The 23,557-nt window shown below is 72.7% G+C and carries 15 protein-coding genes; 8 read left to right on the forward strand and 7 right to left on the reverse strand.

Annotated elements, in window-relative coordinates; translation table 11 throughout:
• Positions 1-360: 360 nt before the first annotated feature.
• On the forward strand, positions 361-2,442 hold the full coding sequence (locus tag ACIBCT_RS18880; RefSeq protein ID WP_399190112.1) for a cellulase family glycosylhydrolase: 2,082 nt from the start codon (positions 361-363) through the stop codon (positions 2,440-2,442).
• Between the two features lie 116 nt (positions 2,443-2,558).
• Here the strand turns inward: ACIBCT_RS18880 and ACIBCT_RS18885 are convergent, their stop codons facing one another.
• The 3 genes from ACIBCT_RS18885 to ACIBCT_RS18895 all read right to left on the reverse strand — a co-directional run bounded on the left by ACIBCT_RS18885 (position 2,559) and on the right by ACIBCT_RS18895 (position 6,703).
• Positions 2,559-4,601 carry an FtsX-like permease family protein gene (locus ACIBCT_RS18885; RefSeq protein WP_399190114.1) on the reverse strand — a complete coding sequence of 681 codons (2,043 nt, stop codon included), beginning with the start codon at positions 4,599-4,601 and terminating at the stop codon, positions 2,559-2,561.
• Positions 4,598-5,353, reverse strand: a complete 756-nt coding sequence (locus ACIBCT_RS18890) for an ABC transporter ATP-binding protein (protein ID WP_399190116.1) — start codon at positions 5,351-5,353, stop codon at positions 4,598-4,600. Before ACIBCT_RS18890 ends, ACIBCT_RS18885 begins: the two co-directional genes overlap by 4 nt.
• Positions 5,354-5,521: 168 nt before the next feature.
• Positions 5,522-6,703 (reverse strand): sigma-70 family RNA polymerase sigma factor, encoded by a 1,182-nt coding sequence (locus tag ACIBCT_RS18895; RefSeq protein WP_399190118.1) that lies wholly within the window; start codon positions 6,701-6,703, stop codon positions 5,522-5,524.
• 72 nt (positions 6,704-6,775) lie between these two features.
• On the opposite strand from ACIBCT_RS18895, the gene ACIBCT_RS18900 reads away from it, so the two are divergent.
• Together ACIBCT_RS18900 and ACIBCT_RS18905 are read left to right on the forward strand one after the other, a co-directional pair.
• Positions 6,776-7,636, forward strand: a complete 861-nt coding sequence (locus ACIBCT_RS18900) for an alpha/beta fold hydrolase (protein ID WP_399190120.1) — start codon at positions 6,776-6,778, stop codon at positions 7,634-7,636.
• A 552-nt stretch (positions 7,637-8,188) separates the two neighbouring features.
• A complete protein-coding gene (locus tag ACIBCT_RS18905) occupies positions 8,189-9,247 on the forward strand; it encodes a hypothetical protein (RefSeq protein ID WP_399190122.1) in 1,059 nt (352 codons plus the stop codon).
• Between the two features lie 50 nt (positions 9,248-9,297).
• On the opposite strand, the gene ACIBCT_RS18910 is transcribed toward ACIBCT_RS18905, so the two are convergent.
• The gene (locus ACIBCT_RS18910; RefSeq protein ID WP_399190124.1) at positions 9,298-9,915 is read right to left on the reverse strand and encodes a hypothetical protein; all 618 of its coding nucleotides are present in this window, start codon (positions 9,913-9,915) and stop codon (positions 9,298-9,300) included.
• Positions 9,916-10,402: 487 nt separating this feature from the next.
• On the opposite strand from ACIBCT_RS18910, the gene ACIBCT_RS18915 reads away from it, so the two are divergent.
• Positions 10,403-12,037: a family 16 glycoside hydrolase gene (locus ACIBCT_RS18915; RefSeq protein ID WP_399190126.1), complete on the forward strand. Its 1,635-nt coding sequence runs from the start codon at positions 10,403-10,405 to the stop codon at positions 12,035-12,037.
• Positions 12,038-12,191: 154 nt separating this feature from the next.
• Here ACIBCT_RS18915 and ACIBCT_RS18920 read toward each other — a convergent pair whose 3' ends face one another.
• Genes ACIBCT_RS18920 through ACIBCT_RS18930 form a run of 3 tightly spaced genes read right to left on the reverse strand, consistent with a single transcriptional unit; the run spans position 12,192 to position 15,575 of the window.
• On the reverse strand, positions 12,192-12,851 hold the full coding sequence (locus ACIBCT_RS18920) for a TetR family transcriptional regulator (protein ID WP_399190128.1): 660 nt from the start codon (positions 12,849-12,851) through the stop codon (positions 12,192-12,194).
• A gap of 9 nt (positions 12,852-12,860) precedes the next feature.
• Complete coding sequence (locus ACIBCT_RS18925) at positions 12,861-14,720, reverse strand: TIM barrel protein (protein ID WP_399190130.1); 1,860 nt, start codon at positions 14,718-14,720, stop codon at positions 12,861-12,863.
• 9 nt (positions 14,721-14,729) lie between these two features.
• Positions 14,730-15,575 carry a shikimate dehydrogenase gene (locus tag ACIBCT_RS18930; protein WP_399190132.1) on the reverse strand — a complete coding sequence of 282 codons (846 nt, stop codon included), beginning with the start codon at positions 15,573-15,575 and terminating at the stop codon, positions 14,730-14,732.
• A gap of 263 nt (positions 15,576-15,838) precedes the next feature.
• Here ACIBCT_RS18930 and ACIBCT_RS18935 point away from each other — a divergent pair, with 263 nt between their 5' ends.
• From ACIBCT_RS18935 to ACIBCT_RS18950, 4 genes are all read left to right on the forward strand, one after another.
• The gene (locus ACIBCT_RS18935; RefSeq protein ID WP_399190134.1) at positions 15,839-17,188 is read left to right on the forward strand and encodes an MFS transporter; all 1,350 of its coding nucleotides are present in this window, start codon (positions 15,839-15,841) and stop codon (positions 17,186-17,188) included.
• A gap of 827 nt (positions 17,189-18,015) precedes the next feature.
• Positions 18,016-19,242 carry a hypothetical protein gene (locus ACIBCT_RS18940; RefSeq protein ID WP_399190136.1) on the forward strand — a complete coding sequence of 409 codons (1,227 nt, stop codon included), beginning with the start codon at positions 18,016-18,018 and terminating at the stop codon, positions 19,240-19,242.
• Positions 19,243-19,304: 62 nt separating this feature from the next.
• Positions 19,305-21,314, forward strand: coding sequence for a hypothetical protein (locus tag ACIBCT_RS18945; protein WP_399190138.1), 2,010 nt, complete (start codon positions 19,305-19,307; stop codon positions 21,312-21,314).
• Positions 21,311-23,557 (forward strand): hypothetical protein, encoded by a 2,247-nt coding sequence (locus tag ACIBCT_RS18950; RefSeq protein WP_399190140.1) that lies wholly within the window; start codon positions 21,311-21,313, stop codon positions 23,555-23,557. The genes ACIBCT_RS18945 and ACIBCT_RS18950 overlap by 4 nt, the downstream gene beginning before the upstream one ends.

Consider the following 23,557-nt stretch of genomic DNA (forward strand, 5'->3'; position numbering starts at 1 on the left):
AGATCTCGTATCGGGCTGATCGTCAAGCATGCATTTGCTCGCCCTGGTAGGGCTTCCGGTGATCGGGCAGGCCGGGCCGGGTACGGGATTTCCCGGCATCGCAGATCCCTCGCCGAGCGGCCTCCGCACCCGGTGCGCGACGGCCCGGCGTCCCGGTGCGCGGGGGTGCCGTGTTCCGGTGCGCGGGAGTGCCGTGTCCGTCATGGCCCCGTCGCTGAAATTTTCAGACCTCCGCTGAATTCCGGCGTGTTCAGGAGCAGGTCAGCGGCGGGCCTGGGGAAACGCGCTGTACACGTGCGTGAAACGGGCCAAACATGGGAGCGCTCCCTTACGGGTGCTCCTTCCACCGGAGGCTTGAAGATGAAGACATTACGGTTGTGGGCCCTGTCCACGGCGGTCGCGCTCCTGGCGGTGATCGGGGTGACCCTCACCTCCCCCGCGGCCAACGCGGCGGTCGCCTGCTCGGTGACGTACGCCAAGACCTGGGACGGCGGCAGCGGGTTCGGCGCCAACATCACGATCAAGAACCTCGGCGACGCGGTGAGCCCGTGGACGCTGACCTACACCTGGCCCGGCACCCAGCAGGTCACCCAGGGCTGGAACGGCACCTGGACCCAGTCGGGCAGGAACGTGACGGTGACCGCCCCGTCGTACGCCCCGGGCCTGGCGTCGGGGGCGAGCGTCACCGTCGGTTTCAACGGCAGCTCCAGCGGCGCCAACGTCGCCCCCACGACGTTCGCCGTCAACGGCGTGAGCTGCGGCGGCACCCCGACGCCCACTCCCACCCCGACGCCCACACCGACTCCCACCCCCACCCCCACTCCCACGCCGACCCCGACGCCGTCACCCGGTAACGCGCAGGCCGTCGTGGCCGCCATGCAGCCGGGCTGGAACCTGGGCAACTCCCTCGACGCCACCGGCGCGGACGAGACCTCCTGGGGCAATCCGCGGATCACCGCGGCACTGCTCGACAACATCAGGGCGCAGGGCTTCAAAAGCATCCGGATCCCGGTGACCTGGGGCCAGCACCAGGGCGGGGCGCCCGGCTACACCATCGACGCGGCGTACATGAACCGGGTGAAGGAGGTCGTCGATTGGGCCCTCGCCGACGGGTTCTACGTGATGATCAACATCCATCACGACTCGTGGCAGTGGATCAACACCATGCCGACCGACCGGGCGAACGTCCTGGCCCGGTACAACGCGACCTGGACCCAGATCGCGAACACGTTCCGCGACTCCTCGGCCAAGTTGGTGTTCGAGAGCGTCAACGAGCCGCAGTTCACCGGCAGCTCCGGGGACGCCCAGAACGCGACCCTGCTGAACGAGCTCAACACGTCCTTCCGGAACATCGTGCGCCGGTCGGGCGGCAACAACGCGAACCGGTTCCTCGTCCTGCCGACCCTGCACACCTCGGCCGACCAGGCCAGACTCGACGAGCTGGCCGCCACGTTCACCGCGATGAACGACCCCAACCTCATCGCGACGGTCCACTTCTACGGGTACTGGCCGTTCAGCGTGAACGTCGCGGGCGGCACGCGCTTCGACGCCACCGTCCAGCAGGACCTGACCGGCGCGTTCGACCGGGTCCACGCCTCCTTCGTGGCCCGTGGAATCCCCGTGATCATCGGCGAGTACGGCCTGCTGGGCTTCGACCGGCACACCGGCACGATCCAGCAGGGCGAGAAGCTGAAGTTCTTCGAGTTCCTCGGCCACTACGCGCGGAGCAGGCAGATCACCACCATGCTCTGGGACAACGGCCAGCACTTCAACCGGACCACGTTCCAGTGGTCCGACCCCGAGCTGTTCGCGCAGATCAAGTCCAGCTGGACGACGCGTTCGGGGACGGCCTCCTCCGACCAGGTGTTCGTCGCGAAGGCGTCCGCCGTCACGAGCAGGACGCTCACGCTGAACCTGAACGGCACCTCCTTCGTGGGGCTCCGCCACGGGAACACGGAGCTGGTGCGCGGCACCGACTACACCGTCTCGGGCGACCAGCTCACGCTCACGGCGCCCGCGCTCACCCGCCTGGTGGGCTCGCGCGCCTACGGCGTCAACGCGACACTGTCGGCCCGGTTCTCCCAGGGTGTCCCGTGGCGGATCGACGTCGTCACCTATGACACGCCGACCGTGCAGAACGCGAGCGGGACGACGAGCGCCTTCGCCATCCCCACCTCGTTCAAGGGCGACCGCCTCGCCACCATGGAGGCCAAGTACGCCGACGGCAGCAACGCAGGCCCGCACAACTGGACGTCGTTCAAGGAGTTCGACGTCGCGTTCGCGCCCGACTACGCCGCGGGCACGATCATCTTGAAGCCGGCCTTCTTCGCCGAGGTCAACGACGGCTCACGGGTCACGCTCACCCTGCACTTCTGGAGTGGTGCGACCGTGACCTACCACGTCACCAGGTCCGGGAGCTCGGTCACCGGCACCACGAGCTGACCGGGCGGGCCCTGCCCGGCACCGTCACGGCGGGCCGCGGTCCGGCGGAACCGGATCGTGGCCCGCCCGAGCGGAACGCGCCCACCGCCCGGGGCCGCGTACGCGGCCCCGGGCCCTCAGTCCGGGCGCGGAGCCGGGTCGGTGGTGACCGAGCGGAGCAGGGGACGTGACAGCGCCGAGGCGCCCATGACCCCGGCGAAGCCCACGGCCACCGCGGAGAGCAGGGTGATCGCCCCGCTCACGCTGATGCCCGCGTACATGAACGGCAGCGCGCAGAACATGCCGATCAGGATGGAGCCCCCGCCCATCACGGCGAGCGGGATGAGGGTCTCGGCGCGCCGCGCCCCGTCCAGCACCTCCAGCGGGGTCCCGGCCAGGCGGAGCAGGGCGTACGCCTGGCGCCGGTCGAGCACCGACGAGGCCGCGGTGATCCCCGCGCTCGCGATCGCCACCAGGAAGGAGACACCGAGCACGATCAGCGTGCCGGTACGGACGTCGCCGAGCAGTTCGTCGACCCGCCACCGGTCGTCCTCCGGCGAGGTGGCGACGTGCCCCGGCACCAGGCCGGCGAGGGCCGTGCGGGCGGTGTCGGTCCGCGCGGCGTGGCCGTCGCCCGGGGGCAGGTCCACGACGAGCGTCCGCTCCCCGGGCGGGCCCGACCGGTCCCCGGTATCGGACCCGGTGCCGGCTTTGCTCCCGGACCCGGAGTCGGCCTTGGTGCCGGAGACCTGGACGCGGGCCTCGACGCCGGCCTCGGACAGCCGCTTCCTCGCCTGCCCGGCGAGAACGGTCGCCCGGTCGGCGGGGATCGTGATGCGCAGGCCGGTCGGGCCGGAGGGATCGCCCAGCAGGTCGGCCGAGGGGCTCAGCAGCCCGATGAACCCGGCGACGAAACCGGTCAGCGCCACCCCGCTGACGGTCCGCCAGGCCGACCTGGGGTCGTCGATCAGGCGGCGACCGGCCAGCAGCCGAACGGGCCCGCGGGCCGTACGGGCGGTGACCCGGCCGATGACGCCCACCACCCAGGGGCCGACGAGGTTGACGGCGAGGAAGGCCAGGGCGAGGACGACGGCGACGACCGCCACCGAGGTGCTCCGGAACGTCATCGGGACCGCGGCCAGGACCACGAGCAGGACGATCACGCGGACGAACCGCATCGCGGGCGGCGTCTCGCGCTTGGCCACCCCGAGCGGGCTGACCACCACCCGCCGCAGCCCGACCACCGCCGACAGGCCGACCAGCAGGGGTACGGCCAGCAGCACGCCCAGCACCGGAAGGACTCCGGGCCACAGGTCGCCCGCGAACCACGACCCGCCCGCCATCTCGATCCGGCTCAGCAGCGGGACGGCCGCGCCGTACAGCACCAGGCCGAGCACGGCCCCGCCGAACGCCGTGATCACCGCTTCGGCGACCGTCATCGCGGCGACCTGCCAGGGCGTGGCCCCCACCAGCCGCAACGTGGCCAGCCGCTGGTCGCGCCGGGCCACCGTCAGCCGGGCCGCCGCGCCGCCGAACACGAGCAGCGGTACGACCATCAGCACGCTCGCGATGATCGCCATGCCCTGGTAGGCCATGCTGTCCTCGCCGGTCCTGCCGGTGAGGTCGCCGATCCTCACCGGCGTCCCGGCCGCCCGGGAGTCCGGCGGGGAGCCCGACGCGGGGAGCGTCATCTCGGGGTCGGTGGGCGCGCGTCCCACCACGGCGACGAGTTCCCCCGGGTACAGCAGCCCGTCGTCGCCCAGCGTGCCCCGCACCGTGCCGGGGAAGCGCGCGGCGAGCTGCTTCGCCGGAAGTTCCCGCATCAGCTCCGCGAGCGCCGGTGACATCCATACCTCACCCGGCCTCGGCATCCGGGGCATCCCGGGCGGACGCGTCCCGTGGGCGTCGCGCAGCGGGGCGAGGTTCACGACGGTGACGGGCCGGTCCCGGACGTGGTCCTCGGTCGTGGACTGGACGGCGAAGGGCGTCCCCGAGGCCGGGACCGGGTTGCGCCACGCCTCCCGGTCGGCGCGTGCCGCGAAGGCGAGGTTGGCGGCCAGCGCGAAGAACAGCAGTGCCGACGAGACGGCCACGGCCGTGACCGTGAGCCCCGTTCCCAGGGTGGACCGGCGCCCGCCGCCGCGCAGCAGCCGCCAGCTCAGCTCCAGCAGGGTCCTCACGAGTTCCCTCCGGGCAGCACCCGGGTGCTCGTCCGGTCCCATGCCCCGCCGTGGTCCCATGCCCCGCCGTGGCCCGGTCCCCCGCCGGGGGCGACGATCACCCCGTCGCGGACCTCGACGGTCCGGTCGCAGCAGCCGGCCACCTCGGGGTCGTGCGTGACCACGACCAGGGACGCGCCGTTGTGCTTGGTGGCCTGCACCAGGATGCGCATGATCTCCTGGCCGGTGGTCCGGTCGAGGGCACCGGTGGGCTCGTCCGCGAAGATCACGGCGGGGCGGGTGACGAGCGCGCGGGCGATCGCGACCCGCTGCGCCTGCCCGCCGGAGAGCTCGCCCGGCCGCCGCCCCTCCAGCCCGTCGAGCCCGAGCGGCCCGAACCAGGTCCGCGCCTCCCGTACGGCCTGCCCCCGCGCCGTCCCGCCGAGCATCAGCGGCAGCGCGACGTTCTCGTCCGCGGGCAGCTCGGACAGCAGCTGCCCGAACTGGAACACGAACCCGAAGCGGGTACGGCGCAGCGCGCTGCGCTCCCGCTCTCCCATCGCGTCGATCCGCTGTCCCAGCAGGTGCACCTCGCCGGTGTCGGGCTTCATGATGCCCGCGAGGCAGTGCAGGAGGGTCGACTTCCCCGACCCGCTCGGCCCCATGATCGCCAAGGCCTCGGCCCGGCCGATCCCGATGTCCACCCCGGCGAGGGCGACGGCCGGCCCGAACCGCTTGGTCAGGCGGTGGCCGGAAAGCACGAACTCACTCATGCCGTCGACTCTGGCCCGCGGGCCCCCTCGCCCGGATCGGCCGACCGGCCGATCGCTCCCGCGGCCCATCGGCCGAAAGTCCTGGCGGTCGACACCGGTCGGCGCCGCCCGGGACAGGCCAGGGCGGGGACGGGCCGGTCAGGGCCGGTCAGGGTGGGGAGGAGGCCGTCAGGGCAGGGACGAGGGCAGCCCCAGGGCGTCGAAGTGGGCCAGACCGATGAACGAGGTGATCTCGGCGATGCGCCCCTCGCGCAGGGTCATCACGTCGATCCCCCAGGCCCGGTGCGCACCGGTCTGGTCGTCCCACAGGTAGGAGCCCACCGCGGGCTGGCCGTTGGCGCCGACCGGCAGGTGCCGCCAGTGCCCGCACGAGTTCAGCGGGACCCGTACGGCGAAGTCGGTGACGATGTCGATGCCTCGGTACCAGTGCGGCATCGGTGGCATCGACCAGGTGACGTCCTCGGTCAGGAGCGCGACCAGGGCACCGGCGTCGCCGTCCTCCAGGGCGGCGGAGTAGCCCGCGACGATCTCGCGGACCCTGGCGTCGTCGATCCGGCGGAGCGCCCGCTGCTGGGTGACGGAGGGCACCCTCTCCGCGACGATCCTGCGGGCGCGGGCCAGGGCGGAGTTCACCGACGTGACCGAGGTGTCCATCATCGTGGCGATCTCGGCGGCGGAGAAGCCGAGGACCTCGAAGAGCAGCAGCGCCGCCCGCTGGTTGCCGGGCAGGTGCTGGCACGCGGCGACGAAGGCGAGCTCGACCGCCTCGCGCTGCTCGTAGCGCGCGCCCGGACCTGCCGGGCCGTCGGCGAGCCCCGCGTCGTTGTACGGGCCGAGCCAGGCGACGTCGGTCAACGGGGCGTTGTCGACCACGACGCGGTCGCTGGACGGTCCGAGGTCGATGGGCAGGGCCCGCCTGCCGCGGGTCGCGATGATGTCCAGGCAGGTGCGGGTGGCCACGGTGTAGAGCCAGGAGCGCAGCGAACCGCGCCCCTCGAAGCGGGCGAACCCCCGCCAGGCCCGGATCAGGGCGTCCTGCAGGGCGTCGTCGGCGTCATGGGACGACCCGAGCATGCGGTAGCAGTGGGCGTGCAGTTCCCGCCGCAGCGGCCGGACCAGGCGGGTGAACGCGACGTCGTCCCCGCCGCGCGCCCGGGCCAGATCGGCGTCCACGGTGTTCCCGGTGTTCCCGGTGTTCCCGGTGTCCAGGGTGTCCTCGGCGTCCTTCGCTCCCTCGGCGCCCTTCGCGGTGCCCCACGCGGGTCCCCGGGGTCCTTCGGACTCCGCGGGCCGCTCACGTCCGGCGGGCCGGTCGGACCCCGCGGGTCCCGAGGAAAAAATTTCGCTCACATGCGACGATTCTGCCCCATGGCCGCGGTCTCCCCCGTAAGGAAACACCGCGGCACCGTTTCAGGAGATGTCATGGACAGCACGACCACCGTTATTACCGGGTCACTCAGGGTTCCCGACGCCACGCTGTACTACGAGGTACGGGGGCAGGGGCCGCTGGTGGTCCTGGTCGGCGCCCCGATGCACGCCGTGCACTTCGCGGCACTGGCCGACCTGCTCGCCACCGACCACACGGTCCTCACCACCGACCCGCGCGGCATCAACCGCAGCACGCTCGACGACCCCGAGCAGGACTCGACCGCGCGGATGCGCGCCGACGACCTCTCCCGGCTGCTGGCCCACCTCGACGCGGGCCCGGCCGCGGTCTTCGGCTCCAGCGGCGGAGCCGTCAGCGCGCTGGCGCTCGCCGTCGCCCACCCCGAGCGGGTGCACACCGTGATCGCGCACGAGGCCCCGCTGAACGAGGTGCTCGACGACCGCGAGGAGCGCCACGCCGCCGTCGAGGACATCGTCGCCACCTACGCCTCCGGTGACGTCGGGGGTGCCTGGGCCAAGTTCCTGGCGAACGCGAACATCCAGATGCCCGAGCCCGGCGAGTCCGGCGAGTCCGGCGATCCCGCGGACGCGTACTCGCCCGAGGAGGCGGCCCAGGCCGACCCCCAGCAGGCTCTGGACGAGCGCTTCTGGTTCCTGCACGAGATGCGCGGGAGCACCGGCTGGAAGCCCGACATCGCCGCCCTGCGCGACGGGCCGGTCCGCATCGTGGTCGGCGTCGGTGAGGAGTCGGCCGGCCAGTTCTGCGACCTGACGTCCAGCGCGCTCGCCACGGCGCTCGGCACGAAGCCGACGCTCTTCCCCGGCGGTCACATCGCCTTCGCCGAGACCCCCGAGGTCTTCGTCCCCCGGCTGCGCGAGGTCCTGCGCGGCGACTGAGCGACGGCGCACGGGCTCGCGCACAGGGGAGCCTCGCCCTCCGGCCCTCCGGCCCCCCGGTCCTCGGGCCCCTCGACCCCTGACCCCTCGGGCACTCGGGCACGAGAAGGGTCCCGGCCGCTTCGTGAAGCGGCCGGGACCCTTCTCCGTACGCGCCCGCAGGTGTTCCCGGGAGGGGAGAAAGGCGTCGGCCACCGGACCGTTTCCGTTCCGGGACCTTTCTTCCGGCGCTTTCCGCGCGGGCCTTTCCGGGGCCTCGACCGGACGGGCCGGGGCGCTTCCGGGTAGGGACGGGATGACGCTCCGTTGCCTTCATAAAGCGCCGTCATGACATATCGGTATACGCGGGAGGAGGCCGGAGACCTCGTTCATCTCCTCCGTCACAAACGCATCTCCGGTACGGTTCCCGTACGGAACCTAACCGCAGGGATATTGACGGATCCGTCGCCGGAGTGGACCGTCGGAAGCCCGGGAAGGTGACGCCGTGCCCGCGGGACAGGGCCGGTCACCTCGCCGGACGCCGGGTTCGCCAAGCCTACGGAGAACCGATTCATGACGGTGTACATGCCGATCCTGAGGGGCCGGGCCGGTGATTTCCTGGCCCTGGGGAAGGTCGCCGAAGAGCTTCGCCCGTTCGTCCGGGCACTGATCGAGGTGATGCCCGCGGAACGGACCCGGGACGACGAGAACCGGACGGTATTGCAGAGCGTCGCCGTTTTCGAGGAACGCGTGGAAGAACACCTGCCCGCCGAACGCGTTTTCGCGGTGGACTGCCGGCCGGTGCTCGACAGGTACGGCCACCCGCACGCGTGCGGCGCCATGACGATGGTGTCGAACGTCATGGAGAAACTCGGCCGTCGCATCATCCCGGTCATGAGGCCGACGGACGAGGACTGCGAATTCCGGGACGCGGGACTCGCCGCGAGGCGGCACGGGCGGGGGGCCTGCCTGCGCGTGCCCTGGGCCGGGCCGCGGACCGCGGCGGAGGACGCCCGGCTGTCACGCCGGATGGACCGTCTCGCGAACCTGAGGTTCACCGACGTGGATCTCGTGATCGATCTGTGGGCGGTCGACTCCGACGCGCGGCTCAGAAGCCGTACCACCGACGCCCTCAGGGCGCTCCGGTGGGCGAGCCGGTTCCCGATGCGCTCGATCACCGTGGCCGCCGGGGCGTTCCCCAGGGATCTGGACGCCATGCCGTTCGGCGCCCCGGTGCCCGTCCCCCGGCGGGACGCCGCCCTGTACAGGACCGTCGCGGCCTCCCACCCCGGTGTGTTCTACGGGGACTACGGGGTGTCCAGCCCGCGGGCCGAGCCGCGGACCCCGCACCCCAACCTGCGGTACACGTTCGACGACTACTGGTACGTCTACCGGTGCGAGCGGGGCGACGGGGCCGGAGCCCTGGGGGGTTTCGACGACCTGTGCAAGGCGGTGGTCGCCGATCTCCGGTCGGCGCGGGGGGTGGCGTCCTCGTGGGGTGACCAGGAGATCGAACGCTTCGCCGCCGGGCAGCCGCTGCTGCCAAGAAGGCCGGGATCGTGGTACGCCTGCGGCATGTCGCATCACGTCGCCACGGTGGTCGACCGGCTGAACCGCCTCGGACGTCCCTGACACCGGCCTGAGCCCGGCCGGGACACCGGCCCGTACCGGAACCGGCCGTCCTAGGAGTCGCGGGCGTCGTAGGGATCACCGGTGTGACGGGACCGGGGGGCGTCACGGGCCTGAATGCCCTCCATCCACGCCACCGCGGTGGCGGCCACCTGGGTCAGCCGCTCGTACAGGTGCTTGTCGAGCTCCTCGCGGCCGGTGTGGAACCTGTCGCGGTTGAGCTCCCGGCCGACCTCGCCGATCCGCTCGACCAGGGCCGCCAGCTTCACCACCTCGACCAGGTGCGGGTTGGCGGGGTCCAGCACGTCGTCCTCGGCCTGCCGCCGCAGGCGTTCCCGCTCGACCTCGGCCAGGGCGCCCTCCAGGCGTGACCGGCGCGTGTGGCCGGCCATCGTCGCGACGATGAGCTCGGCGACCTCGCGGGGCCGTTCGGCGTCGCGGACCTCCAGGTAGAGGGCGTGCTCGTCGCCGTCGGCCCCGGTGATCGCCCAGGTGCCGTCCTCCTCGGCGTCGTCGTTGCCTTCGCCCGGGACGACCCGCCAGGTGGCGGGGTCGACGGGCCCCGGCTGCTCGCGCGTGGGCATCACGATGACCTCCTGCTCGTGTTCGCGGATGGGGCGGTCGTGCGTGAGGTGGTCTCCCATCGTGCCGGTCCGGGTGATCGAAGGCACCGGAATCGCCGGATCGGTCCGGACGCGCGCCCGTACGGGCCGGGCCGGATCACCGAAAACTTTTCCGCCCCGTGCGGCACGCCGTAGACAGCCCCCACCTGCGGGGACGGCGCGGGCGCGGGAAGGGCGGTCACGTCCGCGGGGACATCGGATCGGACCGAACGCTTGACCCGAACCTTTCTCCAGGCGTAAAAGTGCGAAAAGAGTTGGATAGCGCTTTCCCACCCTTCGTCCTGGAGCGGCGGTGGATCCACCTTCGGGTGCTCCGCCGCAGGTCCGGCCATGTCCGACGCCCTCCGCCAGGGGGCCGCGGGCACGACCGGGCACCGCCTGACGGACATCGCTCGCCGGGAGCCACCGGCGGTGCCTGCACGTGACCGCGGAACGCGGCCGCGGCGCCGGCGCCGATCGGCCTCCCGGCGCGAGGCCATGGTCCGGCCGGACCGCAGCAGGCCCGGCCGGAGCCGACATAACCGGAGGTTCCACAGTGCGAAGAAGGAAAGAGCCCCGCACCGGCTCGCTGCTCGTCGCGATCATGATGACCGTCATGGCCGCGGTGCTCAGCGCGCTGGCGCTGCCCGCGCTGCCCAGCGCGTTCGCCGCGACGTTGTTCGTCGACGACTTCGAGGACGGTGACTCCTCGGGCTGGTCGAAGTCCGGGGGGAGCTGGTCGGTGACCACCGACGGTTCCCGGGTGTACCGCCAGTCCGGCACCGGCGCGGACGCCAGGGCGATCGCCGGGGCCGGATGGTCGAACCAGGCGGTGCAGGCGCGGGTGAGGCCGATCGCGTTCAACGGCAGCGGGCGGTACGCCGCGGTGCTGGCCAGGGCGCAGAGCACCGGCAACTACTACTATCTCGGGTTGAGCAACGCGGGTTCGGTCGTCCTGGGCAAGCGGGCCGGGGGCGGCACGACGACCCTGGACTCGGCTCCGGCGACGGTGACCGCGGGCACGTGGTACACCCTCCGGTTGGAGGCGTTCGGCTCGACGCTGCGCGGCTTCGTGAACAACGTGGAGGTCGTCTCGGCGACGGACTCCACCTTCGCCTCCGGCAAGGCGGGCCTGGCGGGTCACTACACGAGCGCCTCGTTCGACGACGTGCAGGTCACCGACGTCGCCGGGCCGGTCGACCCGACGCCCACCGCCACGGTCACCCCGACCGTCACCCCGACGATCACGCCGCCCCCGGGCTCGTGCGAGACCTCGGGCTCGCCCATCGGGTTCGCCTCGGTGAACGCCTGGGGCCAGAACGGCACCACGGGAGGCGCGGGCGGGCCGACCGTCGAGGTCGACACGGCGAGTGAGCTGATCTCCGCCATCGGCCAGAGCGGTCCGCTGAACGTCTGCGTACGCGGGATGATCACGGTTCCGGCCGGGATGCACAACGTCGCCTCGGACAAGACGATCGTGGGCATCGGCGCCGACGCCGGCATCAGCGGCGGCGGGCTCAACGTCGGTCTCCCCCTCGACAGCTCGGTCACCTCGCCGCCCGCGAACGCGGTGAACAACGTCATCATCCGCAACCTGTCGTTCCGGAACGCGAGCGACGACTCGATCAACGTGCAGATGTTCTCCCACCACGTCTGGATCGACCACAACGACCTGGCCGACGGGTACGACGGGCTGCTCGACATCAAGCGCGGCTCGTCCTACATCACCGTGTCGTGGAACCACGCGCACGACCACAGCAAGAACATGCTGCTCGGCCACGACGACAGCAACGGCGCGCAGGACGTCGGCCGGCTGAAGGTGACCTACCACCACAACTGGTTCGACGCGACCCCGCAGCGCAACCCGCGGGTGCGCTTCGGCGAGCCGGTGCACATCTTCAACAACTACTACTACTACAACACCGACGTCGGGGTCGCCTGCCAGGCGAACGCCGGCTGCCTGGTCGAGGGCAACTACTTCGAGCGGGTCGAGTACCCGGTGTCGAACAGCTACGCCGGCCCCTCCGGCCGGTGCGTCGCGCGCAACAACGTGCTCGTCGACTCGGGAGCCCCCGAGTGCAGCGGCAGCGTGCAGGAGGCCAGCTCCTACTACGGCTACACGCTGGAGAACCCGAACTCGGTGAAGGCGAGCGTCACCGCCGGAGCCGGGGTCGGGAAGATCGGCGGCTGACCCTCCGCATCGGGGTCCCGGCGGGCGGCCCGTTCCGGCGCCCGCCGGGAGCCCCGGGAGACCCGGGAGCTCCGGGAGACCATGGGAACGGGATCATCGGCGCGGTCGGCCGGTGGTCCCGTCGCCCCGGGCACGGACCGCACGCCGCGGCGCGTCAGGTCCGGTCGCCGCCACCGCCGCGCAGGTAGCCGACGACCATCTCCCCGACCATCCGGCGCTGCCGGGCCCGGTGCTCGGGGGCGGTCATGTCGCGGCCGAACAGGGCGCCGAAGGTGTGCTGGTTGGCCACGCGGAAGAAACAGAAGGCGCTGATCATCATGTGCACGTCGGTGGCGTCGGCCCCGGTGACGAAGTCCCCCCTGGCCGTACCGGCGTCGAGGATGCGCCCGATGATGTCGAGCACCGGCGTGCCGAGGTTGGCCAGCGCCTCGGACTTGCGGATGTGCTCGCCCTGGTGGATGTTCTCGATGGAGACGAGCTTGATGAAGTCACGGTGCGCGTCGTGGTGGTCGAAGGTGAGCTCGGCCAGGGTGCGGATCGCCTCGATCGGGGCCAGGTGCTCCACGTCGACCGTGCGCTCCACCTCGCGGACCTCGGCGTAGGCCTTCTCCAGGACCGTGATGTAGAGCCGTTCCTTGCTGCCGAAGTAGTAGTAGATCATGCGCTTGGTGGTACGCGTCAGGGCCGCGATCTCGTCGACCCTCGCCCCCGCGTACCCGTGCTGCGCGAACTCCCGCTGGGCGACCTCGAGGATCTCCGCCTTGGTGCGGTCGGCGTCGCGCCGGCGTTCCCCGGTGGCGGGTTGCGAGGTCATCCGCCCATCTTAGTGACCGTCCGCGTGCTGTACGGCGAGGCGGATGGGGGCGTTGACGGCGCCGTATCCCCGGTAACCGCCGATCCGCTGGACGATCTCGAAGAAGACGCGTCCCAGGGTGACGGTGTAGAGGTGCAGGAACTCGCCGTCCGCGTCGCGGTCGTAGAGCACCCCCAGCTCCCTCAGGCAGGGGTCCACGTCATGGCGGGCCTCCAGGTCGTCGTAGTAGTTGCCGGGGATCGGCAGCAGCAGCTCCGGATGCTCGGCGCGCAGCCTGCGGGCGGTGGCGAGCAGGTCGTCGCAGGCCAGCGCGATGTGCTGCCAGGGGACGTCCCCGGCGCCGACCCGGGCGAGGTTGAGCACCAGCCGCAGCACCCGGCCGTCGGACCCGCCCGCCGCACCGGGCCCGGACGCGGCGGGCACGCCGGACGTGCCGGACGCGGCTGGCACGCCGGGCGTGCCGAGCGCGGTGGACGCGGTGGGCATGCCGGGGGCGGTGGACGTGCCGGGCACGGTGGACGCGCCGGGCGCGGTCGACATCGCCATGCTGCGGAGCAGGCCGTAGGGGTCGGGCAGCTCCAGGCTCTCCTGCGGGCGCAGGCCGAGCACGCTGCGGTAGAACAGCGCCGCCTCGTCGAAGTGGTGCCAGGGCTGGGTGAGCGCCACGTGGTCGATGTGGGTGATCGGCCCGGCGACCGTCCCGCCCGGGGCGAAGTCACCGCGCCACTCCGTACCGCAGAAGAAGATCTCGGTGCCGTCCGGGGCGGCGATCGCGTCCAGCGGCGCCTCCTCGGGGGCGCGCTCGCGCGGCAGCACCGGCGAGAGCAGCGACCCGGCGTGCTCGACCGCGCGGGCCGGGTCGGGGCTGTCCAGCCCGAGGCTGATCAGGGCGGGATCGTCACCGGTGGCGTTGAGCAGGAGCCGGGCGTCGCCCTGCTGCCACAGCTGCACCGGCTTGCTGGGGTGCGCGCCGGTGGGGGCGAAGCCGAGCGCGGTGAGCACGCCGCGCAGGGCATTGGTGTCGGCGATCTCGGCGAAGGCGTAACCGGTGGGCACGGCGGGGTGGGCGGTACGGCCGAGGGCCTGTCGCAGGGCGATGAGCGAGCGCATGCCGTCCCGGGCGGTCCGGGCGGCGTCGGCCTGCCGGAAGTGGTCGTTGAACACCTCCAGCGAGAGCGGGCCGGTGTACCCGGCGTTCAGCACGTTGCCGACCAGCCCGGTGAGGTCGAAGCCGCCCTGGCCGGGAAAGCAGCGGTAGTGGCGGCTCCACTGGAGCACGTCCATCGCCAGCAGCGGCGCGTCCGCGAGCTGGAGGAAGAAGATCTTCTCGCCGGGGATCGCCTCGATGCCGATCGGGTCGGAGCCGCGCGACAGGATGTGGAAGCTGTCCAGGCAGGTGCCCAGGTTCGGGTGGTCGGCCATGCGCACGATCCGCCAGGCGTGCAGGTAGTCGTCGACGTGCCGTCCCCAGGCCAGCGCCTCGTAGGCGATGCGGACGCCGTGCTCGGCGGCCAGCTCGGCCAGTGACCTCAGCTGCGCGGCGGCGAGCTCGTCGTCGTCGATCGCGGCGGGGGAGACGTTGGAGCAGACCAGCAGCGTGTCCGCGCCGAGCCGCTCCATGACCTGGAACTTGTGCGCTGCCCTGCGCAGGTCCGGGACGGGCATCGCCTCGAAGTCGCGGAACGGCTGGTAGAGGTCGATCGAGAGTCCCAGGTCGGCGGCGCGCAGCCGTACCTCCTCGGGGGAGAGCGGGCAGGCCAGCAGGTCGTTCTCGAAGATCTCGACCCCGTCGAACCCGGCGGCGGCGATCGCGGCCAGCTTCTCCGGCAGCGTGCCGCTCACCGACACGGTGGCGATGGACGTGCGCATGGCTCCCCCTCAGGTGGCGATCAGTTCGGTCAGGTGGGTGAGCATCCGTCCCGTGTCGGGGGTGCGCCCGGTGAACAGGTGGAAGGCGTGCGCCGCCTGGAAGACGACCATGCCGGAGCCGTCGAGCGTCCTGCAGCCCAACGCCCGTGCCCGCCGCAGCAGCTCGGTCTCCAGCGGCCGGTAGACGATGTCGGCCACCCACAGGTCCGGGCGGAGCAGCGACGCGGGCAGCGGCAGCCCGGGGTGGCCCGCCATCCCGGTGGGGGTGGAGTGCGCCAGGCCGTCCGCGACGGCGAGCAGCCGGGGCAGGTCGTCCGCACGCGCCGCGTCCGCCCGCCCGTCCCCGAAGCGGCCGGCCAGCTCGGCGGCCAGCGCCGTCGCCCGCGCGGGGTCGGCGTCGACCAGGGTCACCCGGCCCGCGCCCATGGTGAGCAGTGCGTGCGCGACCGCGGCGCCCGCGCCCCCGGCGCCGAGCTGGACGATCCGCTCGATCGGCGCGTCCGGCAGGCCGCGGGTGAAGGACTCCCTGAAGCCGGTCCAGTCGGTGTTGTGGCCGATCGCGCGCTCCTTCTCGAAGACCACGGTGTTGACCGCGCCCAGCGTCCGGGCGTCCGCCGACAGCCCGTCCAGGTGGGGGATGACGGCCTGCTTGCAGGGGTGGGTGATGTTGAGGCCGTCGTAGCCGAAGCGGCGGGCCGTGCGGACCAGGTCTCCGACGTCGGTGCCGAGGACGTCGGTGTCGAGCAGCCGGTAGACGTAGCGCAGCCCGTGGTGGGCGGCCTCCCGCTCGTGCAGCGGCGGGCTGAACGACGGGCCGATGCCGGAGCCGATCAGCCCGGTCAGGAACGAGGTCATCGGTTCTTCCTTCCCGGTACGCGCGGTGGCACGGCGCGCCCGGTGGCACGAGGGGTGTGCTTCCGGTCCATGACCCACTTCCCAGCAATGTACGAACTAGTGAGTTAGGTATAACGCACCGGCGAGCCGAAGTGAAGAGGACCTTGACATGTGACGCCCGCCACCAGCAGCATTGCGGCAGCGTTAATTAACTATCTAGTTCGTAAACAGCAGGCAACGGCATCCGGGGGGACGGCCGGACCACGCGTACCGAAGGAGTCATCGTGACCGAGAACCCACCCGCCGTCCCACAGGGCACGCCGCGCAAGGCGGCCGTCGCCGCCTGGATCGGCAGCGCCCTGGAGTACTACGACTTCTTCATCTACGGCAGCGCCGCGGCCCTGATCTTCTCCAAGGTCTTCTTCGACGACTCCGACCCGGCGACCGCCACCCTGCAGTCGCTGGCCAGCTTCGGCGTGGCGTACGCGGCCAGGCCGGTGGGGGCCGTCATCCTCGGGCACGTCGGCGACCGGTTCGGCCGCAAGAAGATCATGGTGTTCACGCTCATGCTGATGGGCGTCTCGACCTTCCTCATCGGCTGCCTGCCCACCCGCGACCAGATCGGCGGCCTGGCGCCCGTCCTCCTGGTCCTGCTGCGGATCATGCAGGGGCTCTCGGCCGCGGGCGAGCAGGCCAGCGCCAACTCCATGACGCTGGAACACGCCCCCGCCGACCGCCGCGGCTACTTCACCAGCTTCACCCTCAACGGCACGCAGTTCGGCCAGATCCTGGCGACGCTCGTGTTCATCCCGGTGGCGGCCCTGCCGGAGGAGCAGCTGCTCAGCTGGGGCTGGCGGATCCCGTTCCTGCTCAGCGTGGTCGTCGCGGTGGTCGGCTGGATCATCCGCAGAAGGCTGGAGGAGACCCCGGCCTTCGAGCGGGAGGTCGCCCAGGGAACGGTGCCCAAGATGCCGCTGGCCGTGCTGTTCCGCGACCACTGGAGCAGCGTGCTGCGCGTCATGTGCGCCGCCCTCATCGCCACCGTCAGCACGATCTTCACCGTCTGGGCCCTGAACTACGCGACCAGCGACGAGATCGGGCTGGACCGGGCCACCATGCTCTGGGTGAGCATCGCCGCCAACACGGTCGCCCTGGTCGCCATCCCGCTCTGGGCCATGCTGTCGGACCGCATCGGCCGCAAGCCCGTCTTCCTCATCGGCGCCGTGGGCAGCCCGATCATGATCTTCGCCTACCTGGCCGCGATCAACTCCAGGAGCTACCCGCTGGTGTTCGCCACCGGGATCCTCACCCTCGGCGTCGTCTACAGCGCCTCCAACGGCATCTGGCCCTCCCTGTACGGGGAGATGTTCAGCACCCGGGTCCGGCTGTCCGGCATGGCGATCGGCACCCAGATCGGTTTCGCGATCGCCGGCTTCGCCGTCGCCTCCGCCGCCGGGATCGTGTCCCCGGAGGGCTGGCTGGGTCTGCGCGGGTGGATCGGCGTCGGCGTCTTCACCGCCGTCCTCTGCGCGATCAGCGCGATCGCCGTGGCCACCACCCGTGAGACCCACCGCGTCCCCACCGAGGAGCTCGGCCTCACCGGGAGGGAGCCGGTCACCGGGGCGCGCGCCTGACCGCACCCCGAAGGCGCCGCCCGTCCCGCACCCGGCCCGGCCTCGTGATCCCCTCACGAGGCCGGGCCGTCATGTGCCTCGTACCCGGGGAGCGCCGTGACCGGAGCGGGACGCGTGCCACGGCCGGAGCACGCGGCGGAAGCGGAGCACGGGGAGGCCGGGCACGGAGGAGGCCGGGCACGGAGGAGGTCGGGCACGGGGCGGGAACCGGGCGCGCGGCGGAGGCTGGGCGCGCGGCGGAGCGGAAAAGAGGGAGCTCCAATTCCTGGGACGGGGCCCGCCCGGACGGGCGATCTCCCGGGCGAGGGAAAGCATTCATATCAAATGGTTATGAGTGCTCGCGCCAATCGGAGCGTGAAACCGTTTGGTCCCCGGGCTCACGCGGACCCTCCTACCAGGTGCCGGAAAGCCCGACGGAGAGTGAACATCCGGCTCCCGCCAGGTAAATGATGCTCCTGCGGTAAACATGAACGTTCATCCGAAACCCGCAGAAGGGGGTTGATCTCCGGAGTTCCAGTGGTACGGTCCACCGCGAGAGACCAGCAGGTCGAAGGGTCAGAGGTTTCGGACAACCCTTATGGCGCGTTAGGTGTTAATTAAAACCGTATAACCATAAGTGTCGATTACTCGGCCCTTTACCTTCCCAATAGATCACGGTCAGTCTAATATTTGGACCTATGTCATGGCGTGCATCGGATTTCCCAGATGGACAGGCTGGGTCCTTCGGCCGTGGCAACGCTTCCCCCGGCCGCGATTCCGAACAGGCATCCGACTGGCACCCCGAACGACTGCTGTCATTCGATTGGCGGAAGGTCATTCTGTTCACGGTGGTTTTGACGATCATCGCCGCTTCGGCGCTCTGGCTCGCGACCAGATCGCCCTCGGGCCCGTCCCTGGCGGCGAACCCCACCCCCGACCGTTCGGGTGGCGACTGGGGCGGGGCGGTCTCCTCGCCCTCCCCGACGTCGTCCCCGTCCCGCTCCGCCCGGAAGCCCACCCCGAGACCCGGCGGCACCGAGGGCACCGAGGGCACGGACAGGTCGTCTCCCCGCCCGAGGACCTCCTCCCGGCCGGAGACGTCCCTGCGGCCCGAGGCCTCCTCCCGGCCCAGGGCCACGACGTCGCTCAGGCCCCGCGCCGGGACGCCGACCTCTCCGCCGTCGGCCGAGGCACCGGCCGGGTCCGGCCGTCCCCAGCTCACCTCCAAGGAGGCGTACGCCGTCCACGGCCGCTACCAGCGGGGCCTGTCGGCGGCGCAGGCCAGGAAGGACCGTGAGGCCATGGCGAAGCTGGAGCACGGCCTGGCGCTGGAGATGACGAGGGCGGCCTTCACGACGGCGAAGATGGAGGGGACGTCGCTCGCGACGGGCGTCTGGCCCAACCCGAAGATATGGATTCCGCGCCACGTGGAGGGTGTCGCGGACTGGTTCGTGGCGGTCTCGCACGAACCGGGCGTCGCCCGGATCGTCGACGTGATGAGCTCGGCCCCCGGGGGCTGGCGGCTCGTCGCCTCGGCGGCCGACACCCGCGCCACCCCGGCACGCTTCCCCGCGATCGCGACGGACGCCGAGGGGTACGCGACGGGTCTTTCCGAGAACGCCACCGGACTGATCGCGACCCCTCGCCAGATCGCCCGCGCGCACCTGGCGAGCCTGGAGAGGGCCGAGATCGACCCGGCGTTCGACGAGGGCCCCTGGACCAGCGAGACCGTGCTGTTCTGGCAGCAGGAACGGGCTCGGCTGCGAGAGGCCGACTGGAAGCTCACGCTCTCGTACCGGCTTGAGGGACCGGTACGAGCGCTCAGGACCGGTGACGGGGGCGCCCTGGTCTGGTACGGAGCCCGATCCACCGAGCTCCGCGAGGCGGAGCGGGAAGGCGCGACGGTCAAGCTGAAGGGCTCGGCCGCCGTGCGTACCCGCGGCAAGGCCTTCGCCCGCTCGGTGAGCGCCACGTACGGCCGCATGTACGTGACACATGTCCCCCCCGCCGGTTCGAACGAGCCCGCTCGCGTACTCGGCGAGTGGAGCGACGTCCTGGAAAGCCACGGCGACTGACGTTTCACCGGAAGAAAAGGAACCTTCAGATGACGCCCTCACGTAAGCCATCACGTGCGACGGTGATCACTGCGAGTGTCGCGATCGGCGTCTTCGGCGCCGGCGCCGGACTGGGAACCGTCGTCGCCCTCCGCCCCGACACCGGTGAGGGGCAGGTGATGCGGCTGGCGGCGGGGACGTACCTTCTGGACGACCAGGCGGGAGCCTGGACGTCCAGCGCGTCGCCCGGGGGTGATCAACCGCTCCCGCTCTCCGGCGCGGACGCGGGCAGCACGATCTCGAAGGGCTCGGCCGCGGGCGACGCCGCGGGCCAGCGGGTCTGCCTGACGACCACCGTCGACGGGCACGCGGTCGGGACCGCCGCGGAGGGCTGCGTCGCCCTGCCGGTCCTGGCGGCGGCCGCGGCCGCGCCGCTCGCGCAGCGGCCGGGCAACCCCAAGAGCACCCCGGCACCGCCCGCCAAGTCCTCGGCCCCGGAGAAGGAGAAACCGAAGGAGAAGCCGAAGGCGGCCCCGGCCAAGCCGTCCGCGGCCCCCAGGTCGAACGCCCAGGCGGCCAGGCGCACCTCGGCGCCGCTGCAGCCCGCTCCCGATCCGGCTCCCGTGGCACGGCCCCCGGTCGCGCCCCCGGTGGTGAACGAGCGGCCCGCCAAGCCGGCCCCGACCCCGACCAAGAAGGTCAGCGGCGACATCACGCAGAACGAGAAGCAGAGCGAGAAGGAGAGCGGCAGCGTCATCGAGCGCCCGGCGGAGACCGTGGTCGCGCCGCCCAAGCCCGCTCCCGAGACCGGCGGGACGAGATCGTCGGATCCCTCCCGGCCGTCCGAGCCCCGGCCCACCGCCGACCGGCCCTCGCAGCCCCGGCCCGGCCCCACCGCCGACCGGCCCTCCCGGCCTCAGCCCGGCCCGACCGCCGACCGGCCCTCGCAGCCGACCGGCGACCCGCAGCCGCAGCCTCGCCCCACCGGCGACGGCCGGCCGTCCCAGCCCCGGCCCACCACCGGTGACCGGCCCTCGCAGCCGGGCGAGGGTCCCCGGCACTCCCGGCCGACCGGCACGCTGAAGCCCGCGATCCGATCCGGCCCCGGCGGACCGGTCGTGCCCACGGGCGAGGTCGCCCCTCCCGAGACGAGGCCGACGGACGACGCGCGCCCGCCCTCGAGGAGGGCCCGGCCCGGGGAGACGGCGGCTCCGGCCCCGGTACCCGCCCCGCCGACCGCCGAGCCCGCCGAGCCCGCGGAGCCCGGTGAGCGCTCGCAGGAACGCGACCCGTCCGGCGCGCAGCCCTCGACCGGCCCCGGTGCGAACACGTCGCAGGGCCCCGACGGGACCGTGCTCATGCCGGCCACCCCGCGGCTCCCCGGTGGCGGCCCGGACGGCGGCGTCTCGCTGCCGATCTTCGAGGACCCCGAGCTGCTGCGCCGCGCCCACGAGGCCCTCGGCCTGGACCGGGGGATGCGCTACACCGACGAGAACGGCGTGTGGGACCTCAACATCGCCCCTCCGGGCACCCCGCCGTGCCGTGACTACACCGCCGAGGAGATCGACGCGCTGAGCTCCTCCCGCGCAGAGGGCGCGGCCAAGGGACGCCAGGCGATCCCCCGCGACTCGTGCGTGTGGCCCGCCTTCGTCCGCTGGCTCTACGCCGCACCCGCCCCGGGCGAGGTGAGCAACTGGACGAAGTTCACCGGGCTGCCGCAGCGCAACCTGGAGCTCGTGGTGACCGACCCGCCGCCCGTGCCGCTCCCGCGCCCGATCCCCGGCGGGGAGGAGCCCCTGCCCGCCGAGCCCGAGCAGGACGTCCCCGGTGACTCCGGGAACGACCGGGAAGGCGCCGAGCGGTCCGGCCAGGACGAGGCGAATCCCGCTCCGCCCGCCCCCGACCGGCAGGGCCAGGACCGGCCCGACCCCGCGCAGCCGGGTCCGGTCCAGCCGGACCCCGGCCGTCCCGGTCCCGCCGAGGGTCAGCAGGCCCGGCAGGACTCCGGCTGGAACACCGGGGAGCGGGGCGCGCCCCTGCCGCCCGACCAAGGCCAGGTCGAGCCGGACCCGGACGAGTACGACGGCCGATGAGCACACCCACCGGATCCGGGCGCCCCGCGCCCGGCCCCGGCCAGGAGGCGGCCTGGGTGCGCGAGCACGGCGCGCACCTGGTGGACTACGCCGCCTCCCACCTCGAACCCGGCCGGGTCCACGCGGCGGTCGTCTCCGCGCTGGCGGCCGGCCGGGCCGGGGACGTTCCCGGGAACGTCACGGTCCGGGGGCGGGCGCTGGCCGTACTGCGCCGTGACTGCCGTACCTCCCCGGGACACCGGGAGCGGTACGTGCCGGGTTCCGGGCCCGGCATGCCCGACGCCCCTCTGATCGAGCGGGTGTGGACGATCGTCGACCCGCTGGGCACGGAGACGCTCAGGCTGATGTACCGCCACGCGCTGGGCATGGACGACCTCTCCCACGTGCTGGCGATGCCCGCCGAGGAGATCGGCAGGCTCGCCACCCGTACCCAGGACCTGATCGAGACGCTGGTGAGCGGGCTGGACGCGCTCACCCACGGGCGGCGTACCTGCCCCGAGCTGCCCCCGCTGGTGGAGGCCGTCTTCCCGGGCGCCTTCCCGGCCGGCCTGCCCGGGGGGCCTCCCGGTGGCCATGAGCCGCCCTCGGGCATCGGCTCGGAGGACGACCGGTCGGCGCTGCTCTCCCACATGATCAGGTGTTCGGTGTGCACCCGGCCGATCAACATCCGCTACACGGTCCCGCAGATGATCTCGCACCCGCCGGTCGCGCCGCTCCCGGCCGAGGAACGCCGGCGGCTCACGGACGCCCTGTCCACCGGCGCGTCCCCGGGCACGTCGCCTCCAGGCGTCGCGTCCCCCAGGGTCGCGTCCCCGGGCGCCCCGTCCACCGGTGTCGCGTCCCCCGGGGGGCGCTCCTCGGGGGGCGTCCCGTACCCGCCCCTTCCTCCGGGAGGTGGCCCGTCCACCGAGGCGCCGCCACCGGTGTCGCGTCCGCGCGGCAGGTCCCCCGTGCTGTCCGCCCCTCCCGCGGGCGGGCGGCCTCCGGCGTCCACGCTCCCGCCGCAGGAACGGTCCCTGACCCCGGCGGTCCCGCCGGGACGGGACGGCGTACCGGCACCCCCGGCGACGCCGCCCGCGCCCAGACCGGGCGCGTCCCCCTATCCGCCGGTGGCGTCCAAGGCGCCGGACACCGGAGGGCGGGAGCGGAGGCGGCCGGGCACCGGCTCCCCGGGGACGGCGTCACCCGGCACGACACCGTCCGGGACCGCCTCACCCGATGCCGCCCCGCCCGGGACGACCTCTCCGGGTGCGGTGTCACCGGCCGCGTCCTCACCGTCCTCACCGTCCTCACCGTCCTCACCGTCCTCACCGTCCTCACCGTCGCCGTCGGCGCCGACGGCGCCGTCGTCACCGGCGAGCGGGCCGGCGACGGGATCCCCCGTCTCCTCGGGGCTGCCGCCGCTGCCCGCCCTGCCGCCCCACCGGACCCGGCCGTCCCGCCCGCCGGTCGCGCCCCCGGTCACCGGGCACGACACCCCCCTCTACGACGCCCTGCTGACCCAGGCCTGGGCACGTGAGGTCCTCGCGCAGAGCGAGGAGATCACCGGCACCATCCCCCGGCAGGCCCCCGTCCCCGAGCCCCCGGTCAGGAGCGAGCCCGTCGTCATCGTCGGGCAGCACTCCGTCGAGATGCGCACCCCCGCCCGGACGCGCGACGACGACCAGATCCCGGCCCTGCGCTTCCACACCGAGCCCGACGACCGTCCCGAGGAGGAGCGGATCGGGGCGTCCGTCCAGGTGCTGGAGGCGCTCAGCTGGGCGGGGACGCGGATCAGGAACACGACCGTCAAGGTGGTCATCATCGTCGTGGCCGGCGCGGCGGGCACCCTGACGGGGATGAACTTCCTCGGCCCGGCGATCGGATCCGAGGAGCCCGCCAGGTCGCTGCAGTCCTCCACCAGCCAGGCCACCCCGGAGCCACCGGCCGCCGGGACGCCTGGGCGCCGGGACGGGCTCGCCTCCCGCCTGCGGGTGCCGCCCGTCGTGGCGCTGGACGAGTTCGGCCAGGGGAGCCTGGTCCTCACCCTGTCGGGGGAACCGCTCGGCTGGCGGATATCGGCTCCCGGCCTGGCCGTGAGCCCCTCCGAAGGCACCCTGCGGGAAGGGGTCACGCAGGTGATCAACCTACGTGCCCACAGGACCCGTAGCTGGTGCGGCAACCCGGCCTCCGTCACCGCCCCGCTGACGGTCCACGGCCCCGACGACTCGATCAGCACCACCGTGCGCTGGCGGACCTGCTGA

The sequence above is a fragment of the Streptosporangium sp. NPDC050855 genome, assembly GCF_044456585.1.
In the GTDB taxonomy this organism is placed as follows: Bacteria; Actinomycetota; Actinomycetes; order Streptosporangiales; family Streptosporangiaceae; genus Streptosporangium; species Streptosporangium longisporum.

Excerpts from the sequence above, each read along its gene's own strand:
- ACIBCT_RS18925 (WP_399190130.1), bottom strand. The coding sequence starts at position 14,720 with ATGCGCACGTCCATCGCCACCGTGTCGGTGAGCGGCACGCTGCCGGAG.
- ACIBCT_RS18880 (WP_399190112.1), top strand. The coding sequence starts at position 361 with ATGAAGACATTACGGTTGTGGGCCCTGTCCACGGCGGTCGCGCTCCTG.
- ACIBCT_RS18900 (WP_399190120.1), top strand. The coding sequence starts at position 6,776 with ATGGACAGCACGACCACCGTTATTACCGGGTCACTCAGGGTTCCCGAC.
- ACIBCT_RS18920 (WP_399190128.1), bottom strand. The coding sequence starts at position 12,851 with ATGACCTCGCAACCCGCCACCGGGGAACGCCGGCGCGACGCCGACCGC.
- ACIBCT_RS18930 (WP_399190132.1), bottom strand. The coding sequence starts at position 15,575 with ATGACCTCGTTCCTGACCGGGCTGATCGGCTCCGGCATCGGCCCGTCG.
- ACIBCT_RS18950 (WP_399190140.1), top strand. The coding sequence starts at position 21,311 with ATGAGCACACCCACCGGATCCGGGCGCCCCGCGCCCGGCCCCGGCCAG.
- ACIBCT_RS18890 (WP_399190116.1), bottom strand. The coding sequence starts at position 5,353 with ATGAGTGAGTTCGTGCTTTCCGGCCACCGCCTGACCAAGCGGTTCGGG.
- ACIBCT_RS18905 (WP_399190122.1), top strand. The coding sequence starts at position 8,189 with ATGACGGTGTACATGCCGATCCTGAGGGGCCGGGCCGGTGATTTCCTG.